At 50.0% G+C, this 20,202-nt stretch carries 17 protein-coding genes; 16 read left to right on the top strand and 1 reads right to left on the bottom strand.

Annotated features, from left to right (window positions below; translation table 11 throughout):
* Genes GALF_RS04375 through GALF_RS04395 form a run of 5 tightly spaced genes read left to right on the top strand, consistent with a single transcriptional unit; the run spans nt 1 to nt 4,045 of the window.
* Nucleotides 1-600: a DUF4400 domain-containing protein gene (locus GALF_RS04375; protein WP_013292848.1), complete on the top strand. Its 600-nt coding sequence runs from the start codon at nt 1-3 to the stop codon at nt 598-600.
* A gap of 6 nt (nt 601-606) precedes the next feature.
* Nucleotides 607-1,113, top strand: a complete 507-nt coding sequence (locus GALF_RS14840; RefSeq protein WP_013292849.1) for a metal-dependent hydrolase — start codon at nt 607-609, stop codon at nt 1,111-1,113.
* Nucleotides 1,110-1,610, top strand: a complete 501-nt coding sequence (locus GALF_RS04385; protein WP_013292850.1) for a hypothetical protein — start codon at nt 1,110-1,112, stop codon at nt 1,608-1,610. The genes GALF_RS14840 and GALF_RS04385 overlap by 4 nt, the downstream gene beginning before the upstream one ends.
* Before the next feature lie 3 nt (nt 1,611-1,613).
* Nucleotides 1,614-3,047: an MBOAT family O-acyltransferase gene (locus GALF_RS04390; protein WP_013292851.1), complete on the top strand. Its 1,434-nt coding sequence runs from the start codon at nt 1,614-1,616 to the stop codon at nt 3,045-3,047.
* The gene (locus tag GALF_RS04395) at nt 3,047-4,045 is read left to right on the top strand and encodes a hypothetical protein (RefSeq protein WP_013292852.1); all 999 of its coding nucleotides are present in this window, start codon (nt 3,047-3,049) and stop codon (nt 4,043-4,045) included. Before GALF_RS04390 ends, GALF_RS04395 begins: the two co-directional genes overlap by 1 nt.
* Before the next feature lie 389 nt (nt 4,046-4,434).
* On the opposite strand, the gene GALF_RS04400 is transcribed toward GALF_RS04395, so the two are convergent.
* Nucleotides 4,435-4,716 carry an HU family DNA-binding protein gene (locus GALF_RS04400; protein WP_013292854.1) on the bottom strand — a complete coding sequence of 94 codons (282 nt, stop codon included), beginning with the start codon at nt 4,714-4,716 and terminating at the stop codon, nt 4,435-4,437.
* Nucleotides 4,717-5,019: 303 nt separating this feature from the next.
* Between GALF_RS04400 and GALF_RS04405 the strand changes: the two genes are divergently transcribed.
* The 11 genes from GALF_RS04405 to GALF_RS04455 all read left to right on the top strand — a co-directional run bounded on the left by GALF_RS04405 (nt 5,020) and on the right by GALF_RS04455 (nt 20,189).
* Nucleotides 5,020-5,613 carry a DUF1819 family protein gene (locus GALF_RS04405; protein ID WP_013292855.1) on the top strand — a complete coding sequence of 198 codons (594 nt, stop codon included), beginning with the start codon at nt 5,020-5,022 and terminating at the stop codon, nt 5,611-5,613.
* Complete coding sequence (locus GALF_RS04410) at nt 5,610-6,185, top strand: DUF1788 domain-containing protein (RefSeq protein ID WP_013292856.1); 576 nt, start codon at nt 5,610-5,612, stop codon at nt 6,183-6,185. The genes GALF_RS04405 and GALF_RS04410 overlap by 4 nt, the downstream gene beginning before the upstream one ends.
* A gap of 25 nt (nt 6,186-6,210) precedes the next feature.
* The gene (brxC, locus tag GALF_RS04415; protein WP_013292857.1) at nt 6,211-9,834 is read left to right on the top strand and encodes a BREX system P-loop protein BrxC; all 3,624 of its coding nucleotides are present in this window, start codon (nt 6,211-6,213) and stop codon (nt 9,832-9,834) included.
* Between the two features lie 70 nt (nt 9,835-9,904).
* Nucleotides 9,905-10,531 carry a DUF6088 family protein gene (locus GALF_RS04420; protein WP_013292858.1) on the top strand — a complete coding sequence of 209 codons (627 nt, stop codon included), beginning with the start codon at nt 9,905-9,907 and terminating at the stop codon, nt 10,529-10,531.
* Nucleotides 10,532-11,485 (top strand): nucleotidyl transferase AbiEii/AbiGii toxin family protein, encoded by a 954-nt coding sequence (locus GALF_RS04425; protein ID WP_013292859.1) that lies wholly within the window; start codon nt 10,532-10,534, stop codon nt 11,483-11,485. It begins immediately after the preceding gene.
* A 5-nt stretch (nt 11,486-11,490) separates the two neighbouring features.
* Nucleotides 11,491-15,003 carry a BREX-1 system adenine-specific DNA-methyltransferase PglX gene (gene pglX / locus GALF_RS04430; RefSeq protein WP_013292860.1) on the top strand — a complete coding sequence of 1,171 codons (3,513 nt, stop codon included), beginning with the start codon at nt 11,491-11,493 and terminating at the stop codon, nt 15,001-15,003.
* Entirely contained in the window at nt 14,996-16,141 is a 1,146-nt protein-coding gene (locus GALF_RS04435) for a PDDEXK nuclease domain-containing protein (protein WP_013292861.1), read from the top strand. The genes pglX and GALF_RS04435 overlap by 8 nt, the downstream gene beginning before the upstream one ends.
* Nucleotides 16,138-17,382, top strand: a complete 1,245-nt coding sequence (locus GALF_RS04440; protein WP_013292862.1) for a Shedu immune nuclease family protein — start codon at nt 16,138-16,140, stop codon at nt 17,380-17,382. The genes GALF_RS04435 and GALF_RS04440 overlap by 4 nt, the downstream gene beginning before the upstream one ends.
* Nucleotides 17,375-18,268, top strand: a complete 894-nt coding sequence (locus GALF_RS04445; protein WP_013292863.1) for a hypothetical protein — start codon at nt 17,375-17,377, stop codon at nt 18,266-18,268. Before GALF_RS04440 ends, GALF_RS04445 begins: the two co-directional genes overlap by 8 nt.
* On the top strand, nt 18,268-19,452 hold the full coding sequence (locus tag GALF_RS04450) for an AAA family ATPase (RefSeq protein WP_013292864.1): 1,185 nt from the start codon (nt 18,268-18,270) through the stop codon (nt 19,450-19,452). The genes GALF_RS04445 and GALF_RS04450 overlap by 1 nt, the downstream gene beginning before the upstream one ends.
* Nucleotides 19,449-20,189 carry a hypothetical protein gene (locus GALF_RS04455; RefSeq protein WP_013292865.1) on the top strand — a complete coding sequence of 247 codons (741 nt, stop codon included), beginning with the start codon at nt 19,449-19,451 and terminating at the stop codon, nt 20,187-20,189. The genes GALF_RS04450 and GALF_RS04455 overlap by 4 nt, the downstream gene beginning before the upstream one ends.
* The last annotated feature ends 13 nt before the right edge of the window (nt 20,190-20,202 follow it).

Consider the following 20,202-nt stretch of genomic DNA (forward strand, 5'->3'; position numbering starts at 1 on the left):
ATGGCAAGCAAAAAAGAAGAGGGCGGCTTTGGCACGTTACTGGCTGTCATTGCCATTGTGGCGGCACTGGGTACATGGATGGTAATTTCCCCAGGCTATCTTATGAAGGCGCTGACGGCGGAGCGCGAGTTCTCATCGCAGCTCGGCGGACATGCTGCTGACCAGTGGATATACAGCAAGATGCTTTCTACCAGCATTGGTCAGGTAAAGGGCATTGCATCCTCCATCAAGGAAACGAAAACCATGCCGACCATGCTAAAGAACTGGGCGCAAGAGCGCATTATTACCACGTGGTTGTGGGGTTCGCTGATTGTTTATCGCGCCAACATGCTCGTTCTGTACTGGTTTATCCTGATGCCCTTCACGATTGCGGCGACCACAGACGGATTTTGGGTAAGGGAGATCAGCACCTTTCGTTTTTCCTCGCAGTCACCGATACGGCACAGGTTTGGTGTACTCATTTCCACAATGACACTTGTAAGCGTGTGCGTCTGGGTGGTATTGCCAATACCGATTCCTTCGGTCGTTGCACCTTTGGCGATTGTTGCCATCGGCTTTGCGACCTGGATGTGGCTGAGTAATATGCAAAAGCGGATTTAGCAGAAGATGCTCGCCTTTACCCATGTGGCCGCAGGCTGTGCATCTTCGTTGCTCGTCGCCGAATATATGCATGCGACACCCGTGCAAACCATACTGATTATGGCTGGCGGAATCATTGGCAGCCACTTGCCCGACATCGACCACCCTAAAAGCGCATTCGGAAGCCGCATTCTTCCGCTCTCTATCCCGATCTCAACCGTGTTTGGTCATCGTGGTATTACGCACAGCCTGCTCGCTGTTGCGGGTATGTCGTGGTTGATCTGGTGGTCGCTGTATCATTTGCACTGGCATCAAGGCTATGCCGTGCCGGTGGTGGCAGGCGTCGCAACGGGCTACTTATCGCATCTTGCCGGCGACTGGCTAACCAACTCAGGTGTCCCGCTGCTGTGGCCAAGCAAAAGGCGTTTCGTGTCGCCGCTGAAGCTATGCACGGGTGATCTGCGCGAGTACCTATTGGCGTTTGCGATGTATGGGTGGGTGATTTTTGAGTGTACGAGGGTGTTTGCGCCATGATAGGTATTGCAAAACAATTTGTCGCGTTGCCAATCGTGGATCATCTGCTGATCGGAATCGTTTTGGTATTCGATCTTGTCGCAGCACCAAGGCTGGGGATGTGGGTGTACAGCTTGTTCTCCTTGCCTGGCACGGCGGCGCATGAATTTTGCCACTGGCTGGTTGCGCTGTTGTTAGGCGCGAAGCCTTCATTGCCAAACCTCATTCCAGCACGCGACGGCAATGCCTGGCGGCTTGGCTCAGTCCGATCATCACCCAATCTCATCACCCTCATTCCAATTGCCTTAGCTCCATTCGTCTTGTTTCCGGTGGGCATCTGGTATGCCGTTTTTGTCATGACCTCGGCAGCGGGATGGTGGTATCTGGCTCATGTATGGATTGCCAGTACCGTGCTGGCCGCCAGCCTGCCATCGAAACAGGACTGGTTTGTTGCCATGCCAGCAATTGTTATCGCGCTCGCGTTGTTTTTTGCGCTGCGTGAATTAGGCCACGTTTAGCGTATGCTCTTCAACTCGGCGATCTTTTTGTATGGCTTTTTGCCCTGTGTGCTACTGGCTTTCGTTATCGCTCACCAACGATATAGCTTGCGTGCGGCGCAATGGGTCTTGTTGGTGGCGTCCTGCGTGTTTTATGGCGCATGGGACTGGCGTTACCTTGTCATGCTGTTGCTACTGTTGTCCATCAACTTCCATCTGGGTGGATTGCTGGCACGTCGCCCATCTGTGGCTTGGCTGTCTGGTGGGATTGCCCTTAACCTGCTGGTACTCGGTTATTTCAAGTATGCCGATTTTTTCATTGGCAATTTGAATGCGGTGGCTGGGACGCAATACCCGCTGCTGCGTGTGATTTTGCCGCTCGGCATATCCTTTTTTATCTTCCAGAAGATTGCCTACTTGGTGGATTGTCACAAAGGGGTGGTGACTGACCGTGATCCGTTGCGCTTCGCTATCTTCGTGATGTTTTTTCCGCAACTGATCGCCGGGCCGATTGTGCATCACGCCCAGATCATCCCTCAGCTGCGGAAAGATCGGCTGCTGCCCGATGTGCGCCGGGTGTCCGCCGGGTTGTTCCTGCTGGCAGTCGGGCTGTTCAAGAAGGTGGTGATTGCCGACTGGCTGGGTGAGTATGTGAACGAGCCGTTTGCGCATGTCGCGGAGCTTCAAATTCTTGATGCCTGGACGGCGGCACTGGCTTACTCGCTCCAACTGTATTTCGATTTCTCTGCTTATTCGGAAATGGCGATGGGATTGGCCTTGCTGTTTGGCATCGTACTGCCGGTCAACTTCAATTCGCCCTACAAAGCTGCCAGCATCGCGGAATTCTGGCGGCGCTGGCACATCACGCTGGGGCGGTTTTTGCGTGATTATCTGTATATCCCGCTGGGTGGTAACAAGCACGGGCAGAGCAGGGCGGTCTTGGCGGCTTTGACGGTCATGGTGTTGGGCGGCCTGTGGCATGGTGCGGGCTGGACGTTCGTAGTCTGGGGCGCGATGCATGGCGTGTATTTGGCGGCTCATCGAGTTTGGAAATGGAGTGGGCGATTCACGCTGCCACAACCGTTGGGCATGGCAATCACCTTCCTTGTGGTGCTGTTCGCGTGGGTGATGTTTCGCGCCGCGTCGGTAGCCGACGCAATCACGATCTGGAAAACCATGCTGGGTATGAACGGCGTTATGTTGCCATCCACTTATTTGGCATGGCTGGATGGGAGCGGCTTGAAGTTCCAACAATCGTCGTTTATCAATGGCATCGAGGTTTGGGGTATGGCGTGCCTGCTCGCGTTTGCGATGTATGCCAAAAACACTCACGAAGCACTCGCCATATTTACCAGTACCGCGCCAAGTCGCCGTTCCGCCTTCTACGTATCCGCGATGATTGTGGTGTGCGTTCTGGCTTTGGGGCGCCCCACCACGTTCCTGTATTTTCAGTTCTGATGATGAGCAACCGCGCGTGGAATTGTTGGGTTGCCGCCGCCTTCCTGTTTGGCGGACTGGTCGTGGTGATATTCAACTACCTTGTCGATCCATACGAGGTGTTTGGACACCATTATTTGCGCAGTGGCTACGCGGTAAACGAGCGATTCCGCAAAGTGAATCACCTGCTTCGCGGTGATGTACAGAACGATTCGTATATCCTTGGCTCATCGGTTATGGGTGTTTTCGACCCGGACGAGGCTAGCCGAATCACCGGCCATTCGTTTTACAACCTGTCTTTCCTGGCCGGCACGCCACAAGAGGCATTTGACACGCTGCGCGCGCTTAAACGATCCGGAAAACCGATCAAAGAGGTGTTGATTGGCATTGATTTCTACCAGTTCTATGAGCGTCCACGCATAATGCCAACCAACCGTCCGCATCCCGCCGTGAGTGGCGAATCTTGGCTGTCGTTTTACAGCTCATACCTGTTTGCATCAGGGCAGTGGCAAGGACTGACGCGCATTGCACATCATTTACAGAGCCAACCTTCCATCTTTTTTGATGTCGATGGCACGGGGATGTATCACTTGTACGAATACGACCGCACTCGGGCATCCAACCCCGAACAATACAACCGCGATCATTTCCAGCCAAACGCATGGAACGGGGCGGATATCCGCTGGGTGGAGGAGCGTTTTGTCGAATTCGCGGAATTGTGTAAATGGCTGGATGAGAACCAGATCGAAGCAAAATTATTCATCCACCCGTTTTATCGGGATACGCTTGCGACTATCTCCGAGCAGTCCTACCTTGAATTCAAGGCTCGATTGTTGAAAATACGGCCAGATATTGTAGATTTCTCGGTGGCGCGAGATATTGCCCAGGACACGTCCTGGTACTACGACAAGCGGCATTACCGGGCTGCGGTGGCGGATATGATTATGGCGGCTATGTTCCAGCGTGGGGATACATTCGCTGTACCCGGGAAGTCAGTGGTCCAGTCCCGCCGCCGGTAGTGTGTAATATTGATGTTGCAGGATAACAGCGGCAGTGTTTTGTGCGAAGACCAAGTGATTGATTTTGTGGATGGTGGATTCAATTCGACTTATCACATCGTCTTTTTTCCTGGTGCCACCTTTGGTATATGCCCAACCAACCGGCAGGTGATACCCTCCGTTTTTATGCCTTCCACAAACCGGGTGACATGGCAGGACATCACTTTTCCATTTGCGGTAAGTTGTTTCAGATGTAGATGTGCCACAGGTAGTGGAATACCTATCGCGTGAGCAATTTCCGTATCGAGACGTTCACCGTGCTTGGTCAGGTGTTGGATGATTTGATCTGTTGGCATAGTTGTAGTGTGCGACCACCAGGTCACTGGCGGTCGCTTTTGCAGTTGTAATTCTTATTTTGAACCGTTGACGGCAGCCTTCAGCGTTGCACCAGCCTTGAATGCGGCCTGCTTGGATGCCGCAATCTTCAGTTCAGCACCTGTGGCTGGATTGCGGCCGGTACGAGCAGCACGTTCGCGTACTTCAAATGTGCCAAAGCCAACCAAGGCAATGTCATCCCCAGCAGCCAAAGTTTCTGTCACTACTTCGATGAATGCTGCGATATTTCGTTCAGCTTCAGTCTTGGTGCTGCCGGTTTTTGCTGCCAGTGCGTCAATCAGTTCTTTGCGGTTCATTTATTCATTCCTGTGGGTGTGGTTAAAAGCAATGTGGATTGTTGCGGATATTGGGCTGGGTGGCAAGTGGGGGGATGCACTCAGTCGAACTGCGAATGTTTTGTCGGGCTGAAATACGATTGATTCCGGTAAACTCATCGTTATCGCGACTCAAAATGTCGTATGTACGTGAAAGAATGTCGGCTATCAATTTTTGATAGTGCTCAACTTTGAATGTTCGAGCTGCACGCAAACCCTGATTGCCATCACATATAAGGTAAAATCAGCCGCAATGTATTTTTTGGATAATCCAGCTGTTTAACCATGCCCCGCTATAACGCCGAAATATCTGCTGGATCGCTTATGCTTGCTGAAAGCAGGCGGATTGCCGCGTTGTTGCTCACCCACCCATCTGATGCCGAATGGGATCACGCCTTAAGGATTGAAAATATCCTGCAAAAAAACACGCCGGCAACCGCATTCAGGCAAGCGAAGCTGATTCGGAACCGTTTGGTTACGTTAGACGAGGAGGGCTGGAAGCTGATTGCCGAAGGGGATATGGAAGTGTCGTCTCAGCTTTTATTGGCAGCTGCAATCAAGCACAGCTACTTGTTGGGGGATTTCTTGCGAGACGTGTACGCTAGGCAACTCAGTCGGATGGAGCTGGCTCTGAATAGTCACTTGTGGGATGCGTTTTGGGTGGAGTGCGTGCATCGTGATGGCGACATTGAGCAATGGTCTGCATCCACCAGGAAAAAACTTTTTGAGGTCATCGTTCGAATATTGGTCGAGGCCAAATATCTCGACTCAAGCAGAAAAAAGAATATGACGCCGCCCAGTCTGCATCCGACGGTCATTTCTTTTCTAAAACGGCATGGTGAATTTGATGTTATCGCTGCAATGAAAGTGTCCCGATGAGCGTATTTGAAGAGCGTCTTAACCAAATCCTGCCGCGTCTTACCTCGAAAGAGCTGTTGAACAACGAAGGCCTCAGCAATGAAATTGGCTTCTGGGTCTTTGATTACCCTCCTGAGTTCGAGCTGGAAATGCGTTCATTTCTGGCTGACGTCATCGAACCTGCACTTGCCAAACATCATCCGCCGATACGCTTTGCCACGGTCAATGTTTTTGATCTGGCTATCGGCTTGCTGGAAGAGCGCAAGTTGCTCGATAAGGCATTCGATATGCAGCAGGCACAAGGTGATGACAAAGCACTTGAATCGTTGCGGCGCGTCCTGAAAGAGGACAAGTTGGCTGAACGCCTCGTGTCCCAGATAGATGTCGATAATCAAGACTTGGTTATTCTGACGGGTGTCGGATCTGCCTATCCTATATTGCGCACGCACACTTTGTTATCAGCTCTGCATCCGTTGATGAAAGACACGCCCTTGCTGATGCTGTATCCAGGTAAATATGACGGCTACTCCTTCCGGCTATTCAACAAACTTTCCGAAGATCACTACTACCGCGCATTCCGCTTGGTATCCTGACGCACATCGCAAATAGGCAAAACATATGAAAATCAGAGAGCTGTTTACCAAACCTATCGACCGACCAATCAACGGTGTGATCAAAGCGGATCAACGCGATGCCGAGAGTATTTGGCAAGAACTGGATGAGTACGTCGTCACCAAGCAGCTGACCGAGTATTTTCGACGTTTTTTCGATGCGTTCCTAGCAGCTGCTGATAGTCCTAAAGATCCGGTCGTCACCTCGCGTATGGGGGTTTGGGTTTCTGGCTTCTTTGGATCGGGTAAATCTCACTTCATCAAAATCCTTTCCTATCTGCTGGAAAATATCGAGGCAATTGATCCTGCAACAGGCATCCCTAAACGCGCGGCTGCATTTTTTGATGAGCACAAAATCAAGGATGCACTCCTGCTGGCGGATATTCAGCGTGCGGTAAAGGGTAGTTCCGATGTCATCCTGTTTAATATCGATGCCAAGGCTGACAGTAAATCAGACCGTGATGTCATCTTGCAGGTGTTCCTGCGCGTCTTTAATGAAAAGCTCGGCTACTCAGGCGATGCGCCACATATCGCCGACATGGAGCGCCATCTGGTTAGTAAGGGCGATTTTGAAGCGTTCAAGGTGGCTTTTCAGGAAAAGAATGGCTCGAACTGGGACAAAGAGCGGGATGCCGTGGATTTTCTGCGGGATGACGTGGTCTATGCCCTGGCAAAATCACTGAATATGACCGAGGAGTCTGCCGGGCTTTGGTTCGACAATTCTCGCGACGATTACAAAATCAACATCGAAGGTCTGGCAAAAATTATTCGGGATTACCTGGCGACCAAGCCAGCCGGTCATCGCGTTATCTTCCTGGTGGATGAGGTGGGGCAGTTTATTGGCGACAACACGCAGATGATGCTCACCCTGCAAACCATCATTGAGCAGCTGGGTGGCTTGTGTCAGGGCAGGGCGTGGGTGATTGTGACCAGTCAGGAAGACATTGACGCGGCTATCGGTGAAACCAATAAGGCCAAGTCGCAAGACTTCTCCAAGATTCAGGGGCGTTTTCACACACGGCTGTCACTGGCGAGTTCAAATACCGATGATGTGATCAGCGAGCGTCTGCTGTCCAAGACTGAAGCGGCGCACGTCGAGTTGCGGGATTGCTTCGCCCAGAAGGGCGACATCATCAATAACCAGCTCGCCTTTGTCGGTAACTCAGTCTCGATGCGCAGCTACAAGGATGCGGCTGAATTTGTCGCCTGTTATCCTTTTGCGCCATACCAGTTTACCTTGCTGCAAAAGGTCTTCGAGTCTATCCGCAAGGTAGGGGCAACGGGTAAGCACTTATCCAAAGGCGAGCGCTCATTACTGGATGCGTTCCAGTCTGCTGCGGTGCGTAATGCGGATCGGAATATTGATGCCCTCGTGCCGATGTATGATTTTTATCCCTCCATCGAAAGCTTTATCGATACCAGCGCCAAGCGCTCGATTGATGAAGCGCCCTCGAATCCATCGCTGGAAACCTACGACGTACTGCTGCTCAAGGCGCTGTTCCTGATTCGTTACATACCGGATATCGTTAAACCCAATGTTGATAATCTGGCAACGCTCTGTGTGGATCAGATTGATGCTGACAAGCTGGCGCTAAAACGCAAGATACAGGAAAGCCTGACTCGACTGGAACAGCAACGTCTGGTTAGTCGCAATGGCGACCTATGGTTTTTCCTGACCAACGAAGAGCGCGATGTCGCACGGGAAATCGGGCATGTCGATGTGTCTTCGGTTGAAAAATCCCGTTTGCTGGGCGAGTTAATTTTTGAGGAAATTCTCGGTGGCATGACCAAAATTCGCCATCGCGATACCAAGGGCGATTATGAAATCAACCGTCTGTTGGATGGTGCGCCGTGGAAAAATGCCAGCCATCAGCTCTCTTTTGAAATTGTCACGCCGTTGAGCGATGACTACGAGTCATTGAGTGATGCCAAGGCGATTTTGCGTAGCGCTGATCGTGCCCTGATCCGTATGGCAGAGAGTAACAGGCTCGATATTGAGCTGAACCTCTATCAGCAGATCGAAAAATATATCGACAGTCCTAAAGCCAGCTCAGCTGCTGCACCGCTCAAACGTATCCTCGCCGACCGTAAGGATGAAAACCGTGAGCGTAAAGCACGCTTGATCGAGCAGCTCAGTACGGCACTGGTCAATGGTGACTGTTATGCGTTGGGTCAAAAGTTGCCGAGCAAGGCAGCAGCGCCTTCGACGCAAGTGGATGAGTTGGTTAACTACCTCATCTCCAATACCTACACCAAACTGAAATATCTCAAGATACGCCAGCTTGATCCGATTGCCGAGATCAAGGCTGTCTTGATGGCTGACAGCATTGGTCAACATGCCTTGTCGTTAGGCGGGGAGGAGGGTAATCCGCTCGCGCTGAATGAAATGCGGGAATATCTACAGCTCAAAGCCTCCCAAAGTCGGGTGATGTTGTCGGATGTGGTTGATCGCTTCAGCGGCGCGCCGTGGGGATGGAAGCCGGAATGGGAAATCGTGCTGCTGATTGCTCGCCTGTTCATGGCGGGTGAAATCAAACTTGTGTCTGACAACTCCGATCTCGAACCCGGTTCTGCCGTGGATGCACTCACCAAGTCGGTGCGCTTCAAGCAAGTCTCCATTCTCAAACGTAAAACTGCCGATGCAGTTCAGCTCAAACGCGCGCGTGAACTACATAAAGACCTGTTCTCCAAGCTGGGTCGTGATGACGAAGACGGGCTGGTTGCCGATTTCCGCGAAAGTCTGACTCAATGGCAATCCAAGCTGAAGGAATATTCTCACCTGTCCACCACCAGACATCACCCTGGCAAGGCGGTCATTGAGCAAAACGTGTTGAGCATCTCCAAACAACTGGCGATCCGCGACTCGTTTGAATTTGTCGAGGCCATACTGGCGAATAAGGATGAATGGCTGGATGCTGCCGATGATATTCACGACCTGATCAGCTTCTATACGACGCAGATTGCAACCTGGCGCAGGATGCTTGACGCGTTGCAACGATTTGAACCCAATCGTCCTGCACTCCTTAAAGAGGTCGCGGCGGCGACTGCATTGCAACAATTGGAAGCTATACGCGACAACTCCATGCCTTACCAGCAAATCAATCAGATTGAGACCTTGATCCAATCGGTAGATGCGGTGAATGTCAAACTCGTAGATGCCAAGCGTGAACACGCCTTGCTCTTGCTGGAAAAGAAAATTGCTGAGGTTGGAGGCGCATTGGATCAGGCGCATGCACAGCCTGAATTGCGCAATCGTGCCTTGTCTTCGCTACAGAAAATAAAATTGGATATTGCGGCTCAATCCAGCATCCCTCAAATCCATTATTTGCAGGATCAATCCGGCAGTGCGCTGGATGGCGCGATGGATATGATTGCCGCCGCGCTGAGTGCAGTACCTAAAGCGCAACCGCTCGCCGTAAAGTCGCCGGGTGATCATGCGACGGTTATCAATGTTGGCTCAGTCCCGATAACTCAGACCGTTACGCCGAAACCTGCCAGGGTCATTCGTGCAGCGGATTACTCCAGCAAGTCTTATCTTGAGACGGAAGACGAAGTGGATGACTATTTAGGTAAGCTCAAAGCCGAGCTGCTGGCGGCGATCAGGGCGGGGCAGCGGGCGCGGATACAGTAAACGTTCAACACTTGGAGTATTGAGTTTCAAGGGGTATGATTCTGCATGAAACGTTAATTAAAATACAGCCATGACCCTGTCGCAATCTTCGTCGAGTAAATCAACCTCTCTTGTCCAGCATGTTCGTGCCGGTAAGGTTTATCGCCGCGAGGATCTTGTACCCTATTCGACGAGTGTTGATCGTGAGCTTCAGCAACTGGTTGCCCAGGGCCTGTTGCAGAAGCTGGCTCAAGGTATGTATTACAAGCCCAAGAAAAACGTGTTCGGTGAAGTGCCACCCAACGAGAGTGATTTGCTTGCGGTTTTTTTAAAAGATAAAAATTTCCTCAGCTTCAATCCCAGTGTATATAACTCACTGCGTCTGGGGACAACCCAGCTTTACAACAAAAATATCGTTTACAACCACAAGCGCCACGGCATGTTCAAGCTGGATCAGCGCGAATACGATTTTCGCCTGAAACACAATTTCCCTAAGCCCAGCCAAGTGACGACTGAATATCTGCTGGTTGATATGCTGAATAATCTGTCTGATTTGGCAGAGGATGAAGATGAGGTGCTTGAGCGGGCGAAAAAGAAGCTCAATCAGTTTGATGCCAAGAAGTTGAATAAAGCGCTGGTTGATTTTGGATCAGTCGCGACCAAGCGGTTGGTCAATGCATGGTTGTCGCAAGGCTTAAGCAAGCCGGGAGTCCTTTAAATGAGCGGAACCAATATATTTTTACACCGCCACAAAGATTTCCCCACGCTTATTGCACAACTCGCACGATCACTGCAAATCTCACCCTATCTGGTTGAAAAAGATTATTGGCTGATGCATAGCCTGTGGGCATTGCAGCAGCAGGGCTGGAAATTTGAACTTAAGGGTGGAACGTCGCTTTCCAAGGCTTACGGCATTATTGACCGGTTTTCTGAGGACATCGACATACGCTTTGAGCCACTCGGCGAGCTGGATCTCAAAACAGGTAAAAATCACGACAAACCGGCACACATTGCCGCACGCAAAGATTTTTTCGATAGTCTGGCAAAACAGATTGCGATACCCGATCTGATCGAGGTGAAGCGTGATGCCGACTATGATGATGACAAATTTCGTAATGGCGGCATCATTCTTGACTACCCATCGGTGATCGATCAGCTGTCTGGCGTGAAAGAAGGCATCCTGCTGGAAGTGGGTTTTGATGTCACTGCGCCGAACGCACCACGCACCATTAGCTCATGGGCATTGGATGCCGCCTTAAAGGCAAAAGTGGATGTGATCGACAATCGGGCAGTGGATGTTGCCTGCTACAGTCCCGCCTATACCTTTGTGGAAAAACTGCAAACCGTATCGACCAAGTTCCGCAAGCAACAGGAAGCCTCAACCTTCCCCAAGAACTTCCTGCGGCATTATTACGACATCTACCGCTTGCTGGGGATCGCGGAAGTGCTGGCTTTCATCGGAACGCCTGAATATATTACACACAAGCAAGCTCGTTTCCCCAAAGCCGATAATCAGCATATCGCCAGTAACGAAGCCTTTCTGCTGTCCGATCCAAAAGTGCGCAGTCTGTATGACGCCAAGTATCGCGAAACCGCCGCACTGTATTACACCGGGCAAATCCCGTTTGGCGACATTCTTGCTCGTATCCATCAGCATATCGAACAACTATAAAAACAATGAACAAATCCAAACTCAAATCCTACGCTCCGCAAGCACGCCGTGATTTCATTGCAGCGGTAACAGCTCGCGCCAATTTGCTTGGCTTGTCTGATTCTGGCGGTAAGCTTGAGGTGGCAATCGGTGAGAGAAAAGGGGATATCGCCATCATTGCCGGTCAGGAATGGCCTGCCAAGGTATATGAACTCCGCGAACGGCTGATCAAGCGTATGACAACCGAGGGTTTCAGCCATACCGTTGATGCGATTGCCTACACCTGGTTTAACCGTTTTGCTGCGCTGCGTTACATGGAAATTCACGACTATCTGGATCACGGCTACCGTGCGCTATCCAATCGTGAAGGCGGCATGCCGGAAATCCTGAATCATGCGACCGAACTGGATCTGCCGGGCTTGAATAAAGACAGGGCGGTTGAGCTTAAACTCGCTGGTGACAAGGACGGTGAACTCTACAAGATGCTGCTGGTCGCTCAGTGCAACACGCTTTCCCGCTCCATGCCTTTCCTGTTTGAGCATATAGACGATGAAACCGAACTGCTGTTGCCGGACAATCTGTTGCGCACCGATTCTGTCATCGCCAAGTTAGTCGCAGCTATTCCTGAAGAAGACTGGCAGGAGGTAGAGATCATCGGCTGGCTGTACCAGTTTTACATCAGTGAGAAGAAGGATGAAGTGATCGGCAAAGTGGTTAAGAGCGAGGATATTCCCGCTGCCACCCAGCTTTTTACCCCAAACTGGATTGTTAAATATCTGGTGCAAAACAGCGTCGGTCGCCTGTGGTTGATGGCGAATCCTGCTTCAACGCTAAAAAGTGAATGGGCTTATTACATCGAACCTGCTGAGCAGACGCCGGAAGTTCAGGCTCAGTTGGATGCCTTGATTCAGACCCGCATGATTGAAGACGGCGGCAGCCTGAGTCCTGAAACTATTAAGATGCTCGACCCCGCTTGCGGCTCTGGTCATATTTTGGTGGAAGCCTACGAGGTGCTGAAGGGCATCTATTTGGAACGCGGCTACCGCTTACGCGATATACCCCGTCTGATTCTGGAAAAGAACCTTTTTGGTCTTGATATCGATGACCGTGCCGCGCAACTGGCTGGATTTGCTTTGCTGATGAAGGCTCGCGCCGATGATCGCCGTCTGTTCGATAATCCACCAACTCTCAACGTGCTGGCTTTGCAGGAGAGCAAGGGGCTGGATGCAGTGCAGCTTTCCGCTGCGTTAGTGGGTAGTGGACAGTGGGCAGTGGGCAGCAAGCAACAACTAAGCACGGATGTTTGTTCACTGATCACTGTTTTTGAATATGCCAAAACCTTTGGCTCGTTGATTCAGATTCCGCCGTCGCTGAATATGAAACTGGCGACGATGGCGGAGAGTTTGCAGCAGGCTATCAAGAGCGGCGATCTTCTTTCCGAGTCGGCAGCGCAACAATTGTTGCCGCTGGTTGAGCAGGCGAAAGTGTTGGGGATGCAGTTTGATGCGGTGGTGGCGAATCCGCCGTACATGGGTGGTAAGGGGATGAACCCAGTATTGAAGGATTACGCAAAGGCGACATTCCCGGATAGCAAGTCCGACCTGTTCGCCATGTTTATCGAGCGAGGCTTTGGTTGGTGCAAGCCTACCGGCTTCAACAGCATGGTCACGATGCAGAGCTGGATGTTCCTGTCGTCTTACGAGGCGATGCGGGAAAAGTTGCTGACAGATCGCACTATTATGACGATGGCGCATCTTGGCGCACGGGCATTCAGCGAGATTTCCGGCGAAGTCGTGCAGACGACAGCGTTCATTCTCCAAGGCAAGCATTTTAGTGGCTTTAAGCCTGTGTTTTTCCGACTTGTGGATGGCTTGGAAGCTGAGAAGGAAGCCACGCTATTGGCGGGACTTAACCGCCATGATCTGACTATTCAGGATGCTTTCAAGAAAATTCCGGGTAGTCCAGTGGCTTATTGGGTAGGAAAAAAAATAATTGATGCTTTTTCGAAAAATCAATTGATTGGATCGAGGGCAAAAAAAGGGATTACAACTGGTGACAATGAAAAATTTCTAAGATATTGGTTTGAGGTTTCTATTGAAAAGCTATCAATGCTTGGAGGCAATAAATGGTTTCCTTCTCAAAAAGGGGGGGAGTTCAAGAAGTGGTATGGAAACCTTGAATTTATAATTAACTGGGGAAATAGTGGGTTCGAGATCAAAAATTTCAAAACTTCATCTGGCGCACTCCGCTCTGTTATTCGTAATGAAAGTTACTACTTTTTGGAGGGGGTGAGTTGGACGGACGTATCAACTGGAAAAATTAGTGCTCGATACGTTCCAGATGGTTTCTTGTTTAATGCGTCAGGCCCGACGGTTTTTTCCGAAAATCCGATGTTGTTTCTTGCAAATTTGAACAACGTTGTAACTTACAAAAATACTGAATTCATCTGCCCCACTATCCACTTCGAAGTTGGACAGATACAAAGATTACCCTTTACTAATATTGATGACACCTCGCATGTCAATGATCTTGTCAGGATGGCAAGACAAGACTGGAACGCGTCTGAGTATTCTTGGGAATTTGAAGAATCACCATTGGCAGCGAAAAGAGGAAATACGTTAAAGAAAACGTGGGATCAATGGCAAATAGCTTGTGTGGAAAGAGTCTTGAAAACCAAAGCCCTTGAAGAATTAAACAATCGCCTCTTCATCACTGCCTATGGCCTACAAGACGAACTCTCCCCCGAAGTACCCGAAGAACAGATCACTCTCACCCGCGCCGACCGCGAAAAAGACAGCCAACGCCTGATCTCCTATGTCATCGGCTGCATAATGGGCCGTTACAGTCTGGACGAGCCTGGTCTGATTTATGCGCATGCCGGTAATATCGGCTTCGATGCCACCCGCTGTCAGACTTTCCCCGCAGACGCAGACGGCATTGTGCCGCTTACCGACGAGTTCTGGTTTGAGGATGATGCCGCTAACCGCATCCGCGAATTCCTGCTGGCCGTGTGGGGAGCTGAAACACTGAACGAGAATATGGCTTGGCTGGCGGAAAGCCTCGGCATGAAGGGCAACGAAACATCGGAAGAAACTATTCGCCGTTATCTCGCGTCCAGCTTTTTCAAGAATCACCTGCAAACCTACAAGAAACGCCCGATCTACTGGCTGTTCTCCAGCGGAAAACAGGGTGCATTTCAGGCACTGGTTTATCTACACCGTTACCACGAAGGCACCCTTGCCCGGATGCGCGCCGAATATGTCGTGCCGCTGACCAGTAAGATCCAGTCTCGTATCGAGATGCTGATCAAGGATGCCGAAGTCGCAACCGTTACCTCAGTCCGCAACAAGATCAACAAGGAAGTCGAAGTGCTGCGCAAGAAACATGTCGAGCTGCTCGCCTATGACGAAAAACTCCGCCACTATGCCGATATGCGTATCCAGCTCGATCTTGATGACGGCGTGAAGGTGAATTACGGTAAGTTTGGCGATCTGCTTGCAGAAGTGAAAGCGGTGACAGGTGGGAGTGGAGATGAGTGACTCCACCATGACACACCCTCTGGCGCTGCCGCCCGATGTGCTGGCCGACTACCAGGACTGGCTCAAGACCATCAAGCAGAGAATCCATGCGACACGGATGAAAGTCGCGTTGGCCGCCAATGGGGAGTTGATTTCCCTCTACTACGAAATTGGGGCACAAATTGTTGATCGGGAGTCTCATGCCCAGTGGGGCAGCGGATTCATCGACGCCTTCAGTCACGACTTGAGACAAGCCTTCCCGGAGGTCGGCGGCTTTTCATCCAAGAACCTGCGGTATTGCCGGGCTTTCTTTCGCTTTTACTGCGATCCTGCAATTTGGCAACAGGCTGTTGCCAAATTACGCGATGCCGTGTGGGCAGGCGCTGAAACGGAATTATCTGCGTTGCTGTCAAACATCCCTTGGGGACACAACATCCAGATTTTCACTAAATGCGGCAGCGTGACCGAAGCCCGCTTTTACATCGAGCAAACCCTAGAGCAAGGCTGGAGCCGCGATGTGCTGGCGCTGCAACTCAAGTCAAACTTGTATGCCCGCGCAGGCAAAGCGGTGACCAACTTTTCCCGCACCTTGCCATTGCCACAGTCTGACCTGGCTCAGCAAACCCTCAAAGATCCTTACACCTTCGATTTTATGGCGATGACGGCGCCTTTCAACGAGCGGGATGTAGAGCGCCAGCTCACACAGCACATCACCCAGTTTTTGCTGGAATTGGGTAAAGGCTTTGCCTTCATTGGCCGACAGTACCAGCTGGAAGTGGCGGGTAACGATTACTACATCGACCTGTTGTTCTACCACGTCACGCTGAAATGCTACGTGGTTGTGGAGCTCAAAAACCGCAAATTTATCCCCGAGTACGCAGGCAAACTTAATTTTTACCTGTCCGCCGTGGATAGCCTGCTCAAACGCAGCGATGACCAGCCCACCATCGGACTGCTGCTGTGCCGCGACAAAAACAACGTCGAGGTGGAATTTGCGCTGCGCGATATGAACAAACCGATGGGCGTGAGCGAATACACCCTGGTGGAAGCCTTGCCTGACAACCTGAAGGGTGCATTGCCCACAGTGGAGGAAATCGAGAATGACTTGCAGCAATTGCAAGAAGTGGAAGGCGGCAATAGCAACGGTGGCCGTCAATGATCAAGATTACAAAACAGGCTGGTAGTCTGTTATTGGCCTATGTGCCCGATCGGTTCAACAGTGTGCAGTGGCTTGATGAAAAGCTCAGACAGGACGGCGAAGTTACCCTGCGTCGGACGTTTACCTTCACCACTGGCGATCTCGTTTCACAGGCCCAGCAGGCTGACGACGAGGATGGTGCAGAGCGCATTTTCAAATTGGGTACAACCCAAGATGGCTATTACAGGGTCAACAAAACCATTCTTGGACTGAAGCACGACCTGTTGCTTGAGAAGGCCATGAAACTTGAACCTCGGATATTCGTTGCGAACAGAGATATTTCTATCTTTCGAAAAATCGATGAATTGATCGATGAACAGATCATTGTCGGCGGTGAAAACGAAGGTGCGATTCCGCTGATCGATTTTGAACTGCTCGTTCAAACCTTCCCGACATCCACTGAGCTGACCCACTACGCCAGATCACGCATTTCACGGGTTCTCAAAGATTACTTTGGAACGCTATCAGACGCGGAAAGCCAACTTAACAGTTATTTGGCAAAGAAGAAGCGCCTGGTTGCAACATCAAGAAACAGCATCCTGGGAAATTTCGAGCTACAGAAGTTCGAATACATCCACAGTGAGCTGGAAGGAATGCTCAAGGATGTCGATGGTTATTCAGAGCGGGACTGGCAAAAGAAGATTCTGGAACTTCTGTTATTTTTCTTCCCGAAGTACATCGCCGTGCTCGAAGAAGTACATATTAAGGACTTTTACTCAAAACCCGATAAAACAACGCCTCGAAAAATAGATTTGATGTTGGTGGATGCCAATGGAAATATTGACATCATTGAGGTCAAGAGGCCTTTCGACAATGCGCTGCTGTCACGTAACACATACCGGGGAAACCATACGCCGCGCATCGAACTTGCTGGGGCAGTGATGCAAGCCGAGAAATACCTGTTTCACTTGAACAAGTGGGGTCAGGCCGGAGAACGGGAAATATACGAAAAGCGTAAAAGCGAGCTTCCCGATGGCATCGAGCTGAAGATCACCAATCCGAAGGCATTGATTTTGCTGGGGCGTGATAACGACTTCACCGGGGAGCAGCGATTTGATTTCGAGATCATCCGCAGAAAGTACGCCAACATGATCGACATCATGACCTACGATGACCTGCTGAGCAGACTAAAAAACATCATTGTCATGATGAAACGAAATGTGTCAGCTCCAAATGGAGACAGGAGAGACATAGATGACTGATTACACCGATGGCTATGAGCACTGCTATTGCCTGTTCTTGGATATTCTTGGGTTTAAGTCGAAGATTTGCGAAACGATAGATCAGTCAACGTCTAAGGTAAAACATCCAATATCATTTCCACGCTTGTTGGGTGCGCTTCAAGAGATTCAACGCTTCACAGCTTATCCGCAGCAAGTTGTTATTGCTGGAAATGAAGTGGATGGAGAAATAACACGACCTACGAAAAGAAAGGTGACGCAGTTTTCTGACTCGGTGGTTATTTCATATCCTCGGCACGATATGGGCAACGGTGGTCTATTGAGTATCATTTTCGATGTCCAGCGGCTTCATTTGAAAATGGCTTCTTATGGCATTTTGCTTCGCGGCAGTATTACAGAGGGTTTACTATTTCATAGTGACAACTTCGTATTTGGTCCAGCAATGAATGAAGCAGTCGAACTAGAAAAAGAGGCGAAGTTCCCTCGCGTTGTCATTGCTGAGAAATTGATAATTCAATTGGAATCGCGACAGGGTATTCGAGATTGTGCGGATCAGGTTCCTGATAGAACCACAAAATCGATGATCGTTAAGGATGTGGATGGGCGTTACTATGTAGATTATTTTAATCTCCATCCTGAGCATCAGTTCGAGGGATATGAAGTCAATGAAAACTGGGTTGCTATTGCAACGCAATACCTTGGATTTAAAAAAATGGTTGGGAGTTTTTTATTACTCAAGGACGATAAGTTGAAAGAGAAGCAAGATTGGATGCGGGCTAAATTTAATCAAATGGCAGACGCATTTGAACAGACAGCTCGGAAGTCATTTTGCGGATGGGAAATACCGGAAAACTATTTGCATCTATTTAATGGATTAACGCCTATTTCTGCTGGAGTACAAAAATAATGATTGAAAAAATATTCATAAGAAATTTCAAGTCGGCAGGAAGTCTGACTTTGCCCCTCAGTAAATTCAACTGCTTTATCGGGATGAATGGGGTGGGTAAAAGCACGATCCTTCAAGCGATAGATTTTATTTCCCAGCTTATGACGGGAAATGTACAGAATTGGCTAATTTCTCGTGGCTGGACAGTACAGGAGTTGAACTGCAAACTTCTCAAGGACAGCAACATACTCATATCGGTTGAATATCGTACTCAAGCAGGCCAGCTTCTGATTTGGTATGCGGGTTTCAATCGTTACGACTTGCGTTGTTCGTGGGAAAGAATCAAGTTGGATGAAGACGTGATTTTTATTTCCCGTGGGCACGAGTATCAGACTGAAGGACGGAAACAACCCATTTCATTTACTTTTCAAGGCTCAATTCTTTCTCAACTTAAGGATAGTGAGCTTCCGTCGATAATTCTGGAATTTCGCAACGCACTTCGCCGCATTCGTTCGCTGGAGTTGCTTTCTCCTCATTTGCTGCGCAAGCGTGCGAGAACAGAAGATAAGGACATTGGTGCGGGAGGTGAGAAACTTTCTGGTTACTTGCACAACATCAAAGGCGATGCTAAAGAACACCTGCTGGCGTTACTAAAGATGTTTTACCCCGACCTGATTGATTTTAGGGTTGCCAGCTTGCGGGCAGGTTGGAAAAAGCTCATGGTGGTTGAGCAGTTCGGAGAGCATAAGCTGGAAACGGAAGCAACGCATTTGAGCGATGGGTTGCTTCGAATTTTGGCGGTTTTGGCTCAGGCAGAGTCAGATCATCCACTGATTATGCTGGACGAAATCGAAAATGGCATCAACCCTGAGATCATCGAAAAACTGGTTGATACACTGGTGAAATCGCCTCAACAAATTATTGTCACAACACATAGCCCGATGATTTTGAATTATCTGGAGGATGATGTGGCGCGGAAATCAGTGCAGTACATCTACAAGAATGCAGGTGGTTTAACCCGCGCACGCCGATTCTTTGAAATTCCGAACATCGGGAAGAAACTCGAATTTATGGGTGCAGGTGAGGCGTTTGTTGATACTGACCTGGTACAGCTTACCGAGGAATGTATCGCGCTGGATGAGGAAGATGATTTAGCCGAAAGGCTACGTGACGAGGCGGTGGCCAAAGCAGAGGCTAAAGCATGATTGTAGTGTTGAGCGGAGAAGGCCCGACCGATCTTGGACAGTGCGGCAATGCTCAGGGGCGCTGCGAAGATACAGATTTCCAGATAGGCCCAATGACTATACTGCTGGATCAAATGCTGGAATCTCGATTGGATTACTCGTTGCGTTCTATACCGGGTGGATATCAATATGTTGGTAAGGCCGCATTAGAAGAGCGAGAGGAAGCTCGCAAGAAAGAGCATCGAAGTGTTTCCTTCGTCGGTAAAAAACGAGCTCAAGAAACTGGATATTTTTTCATCAATGCATGGATGCTTGCGGATATTGCCTTGCAAATTGAATCTGAACGTGAAGATCAGGTTCTTGCCGTGCTGTTTCGTGACTGCGATGGAACGCGATCTACCATGTCTGGAATTTGGGCGACGAAGTGGGACGCTATGGTGAATGGATTTAACAGGGCTGAATTTTCCAGAGGTGTGCCTATGCTCCCAAAATCGACTTCGGAAGCTTGGTTATTGTGTCTGGCGCAAAATCAGCCCTATCAAAACTGCCACAAACTCGAAGAGTTGCCGGGCAACGTAGAGTCCGCGAATCACCCCAAGAAGAAACTTGATGCGGCATTCGGCGCACATAAATCCGCGAATGAACTCTGTGAGTGGTTGGACGAGAACCCGATAGATGAAGAGAGAGCATCATCTATGCCCAGTTTTAAGGCATTCAAACTGGAGTTGGAGCGGGCATTGATGGAGGTAGCACATTGATCCATCCTATTCG

It is taken from the genome of Gallionella capsiferriformans ES-2, assembly GCF_000145255.1.
In the GTDB taxonomy this organism is placed as follows: Bacteria; Pseudomonadota; Gammaproteobacteria; order Burkholderiales; family Gallionellaceae; genus Gallionella; species Gallionella capsiferriformans.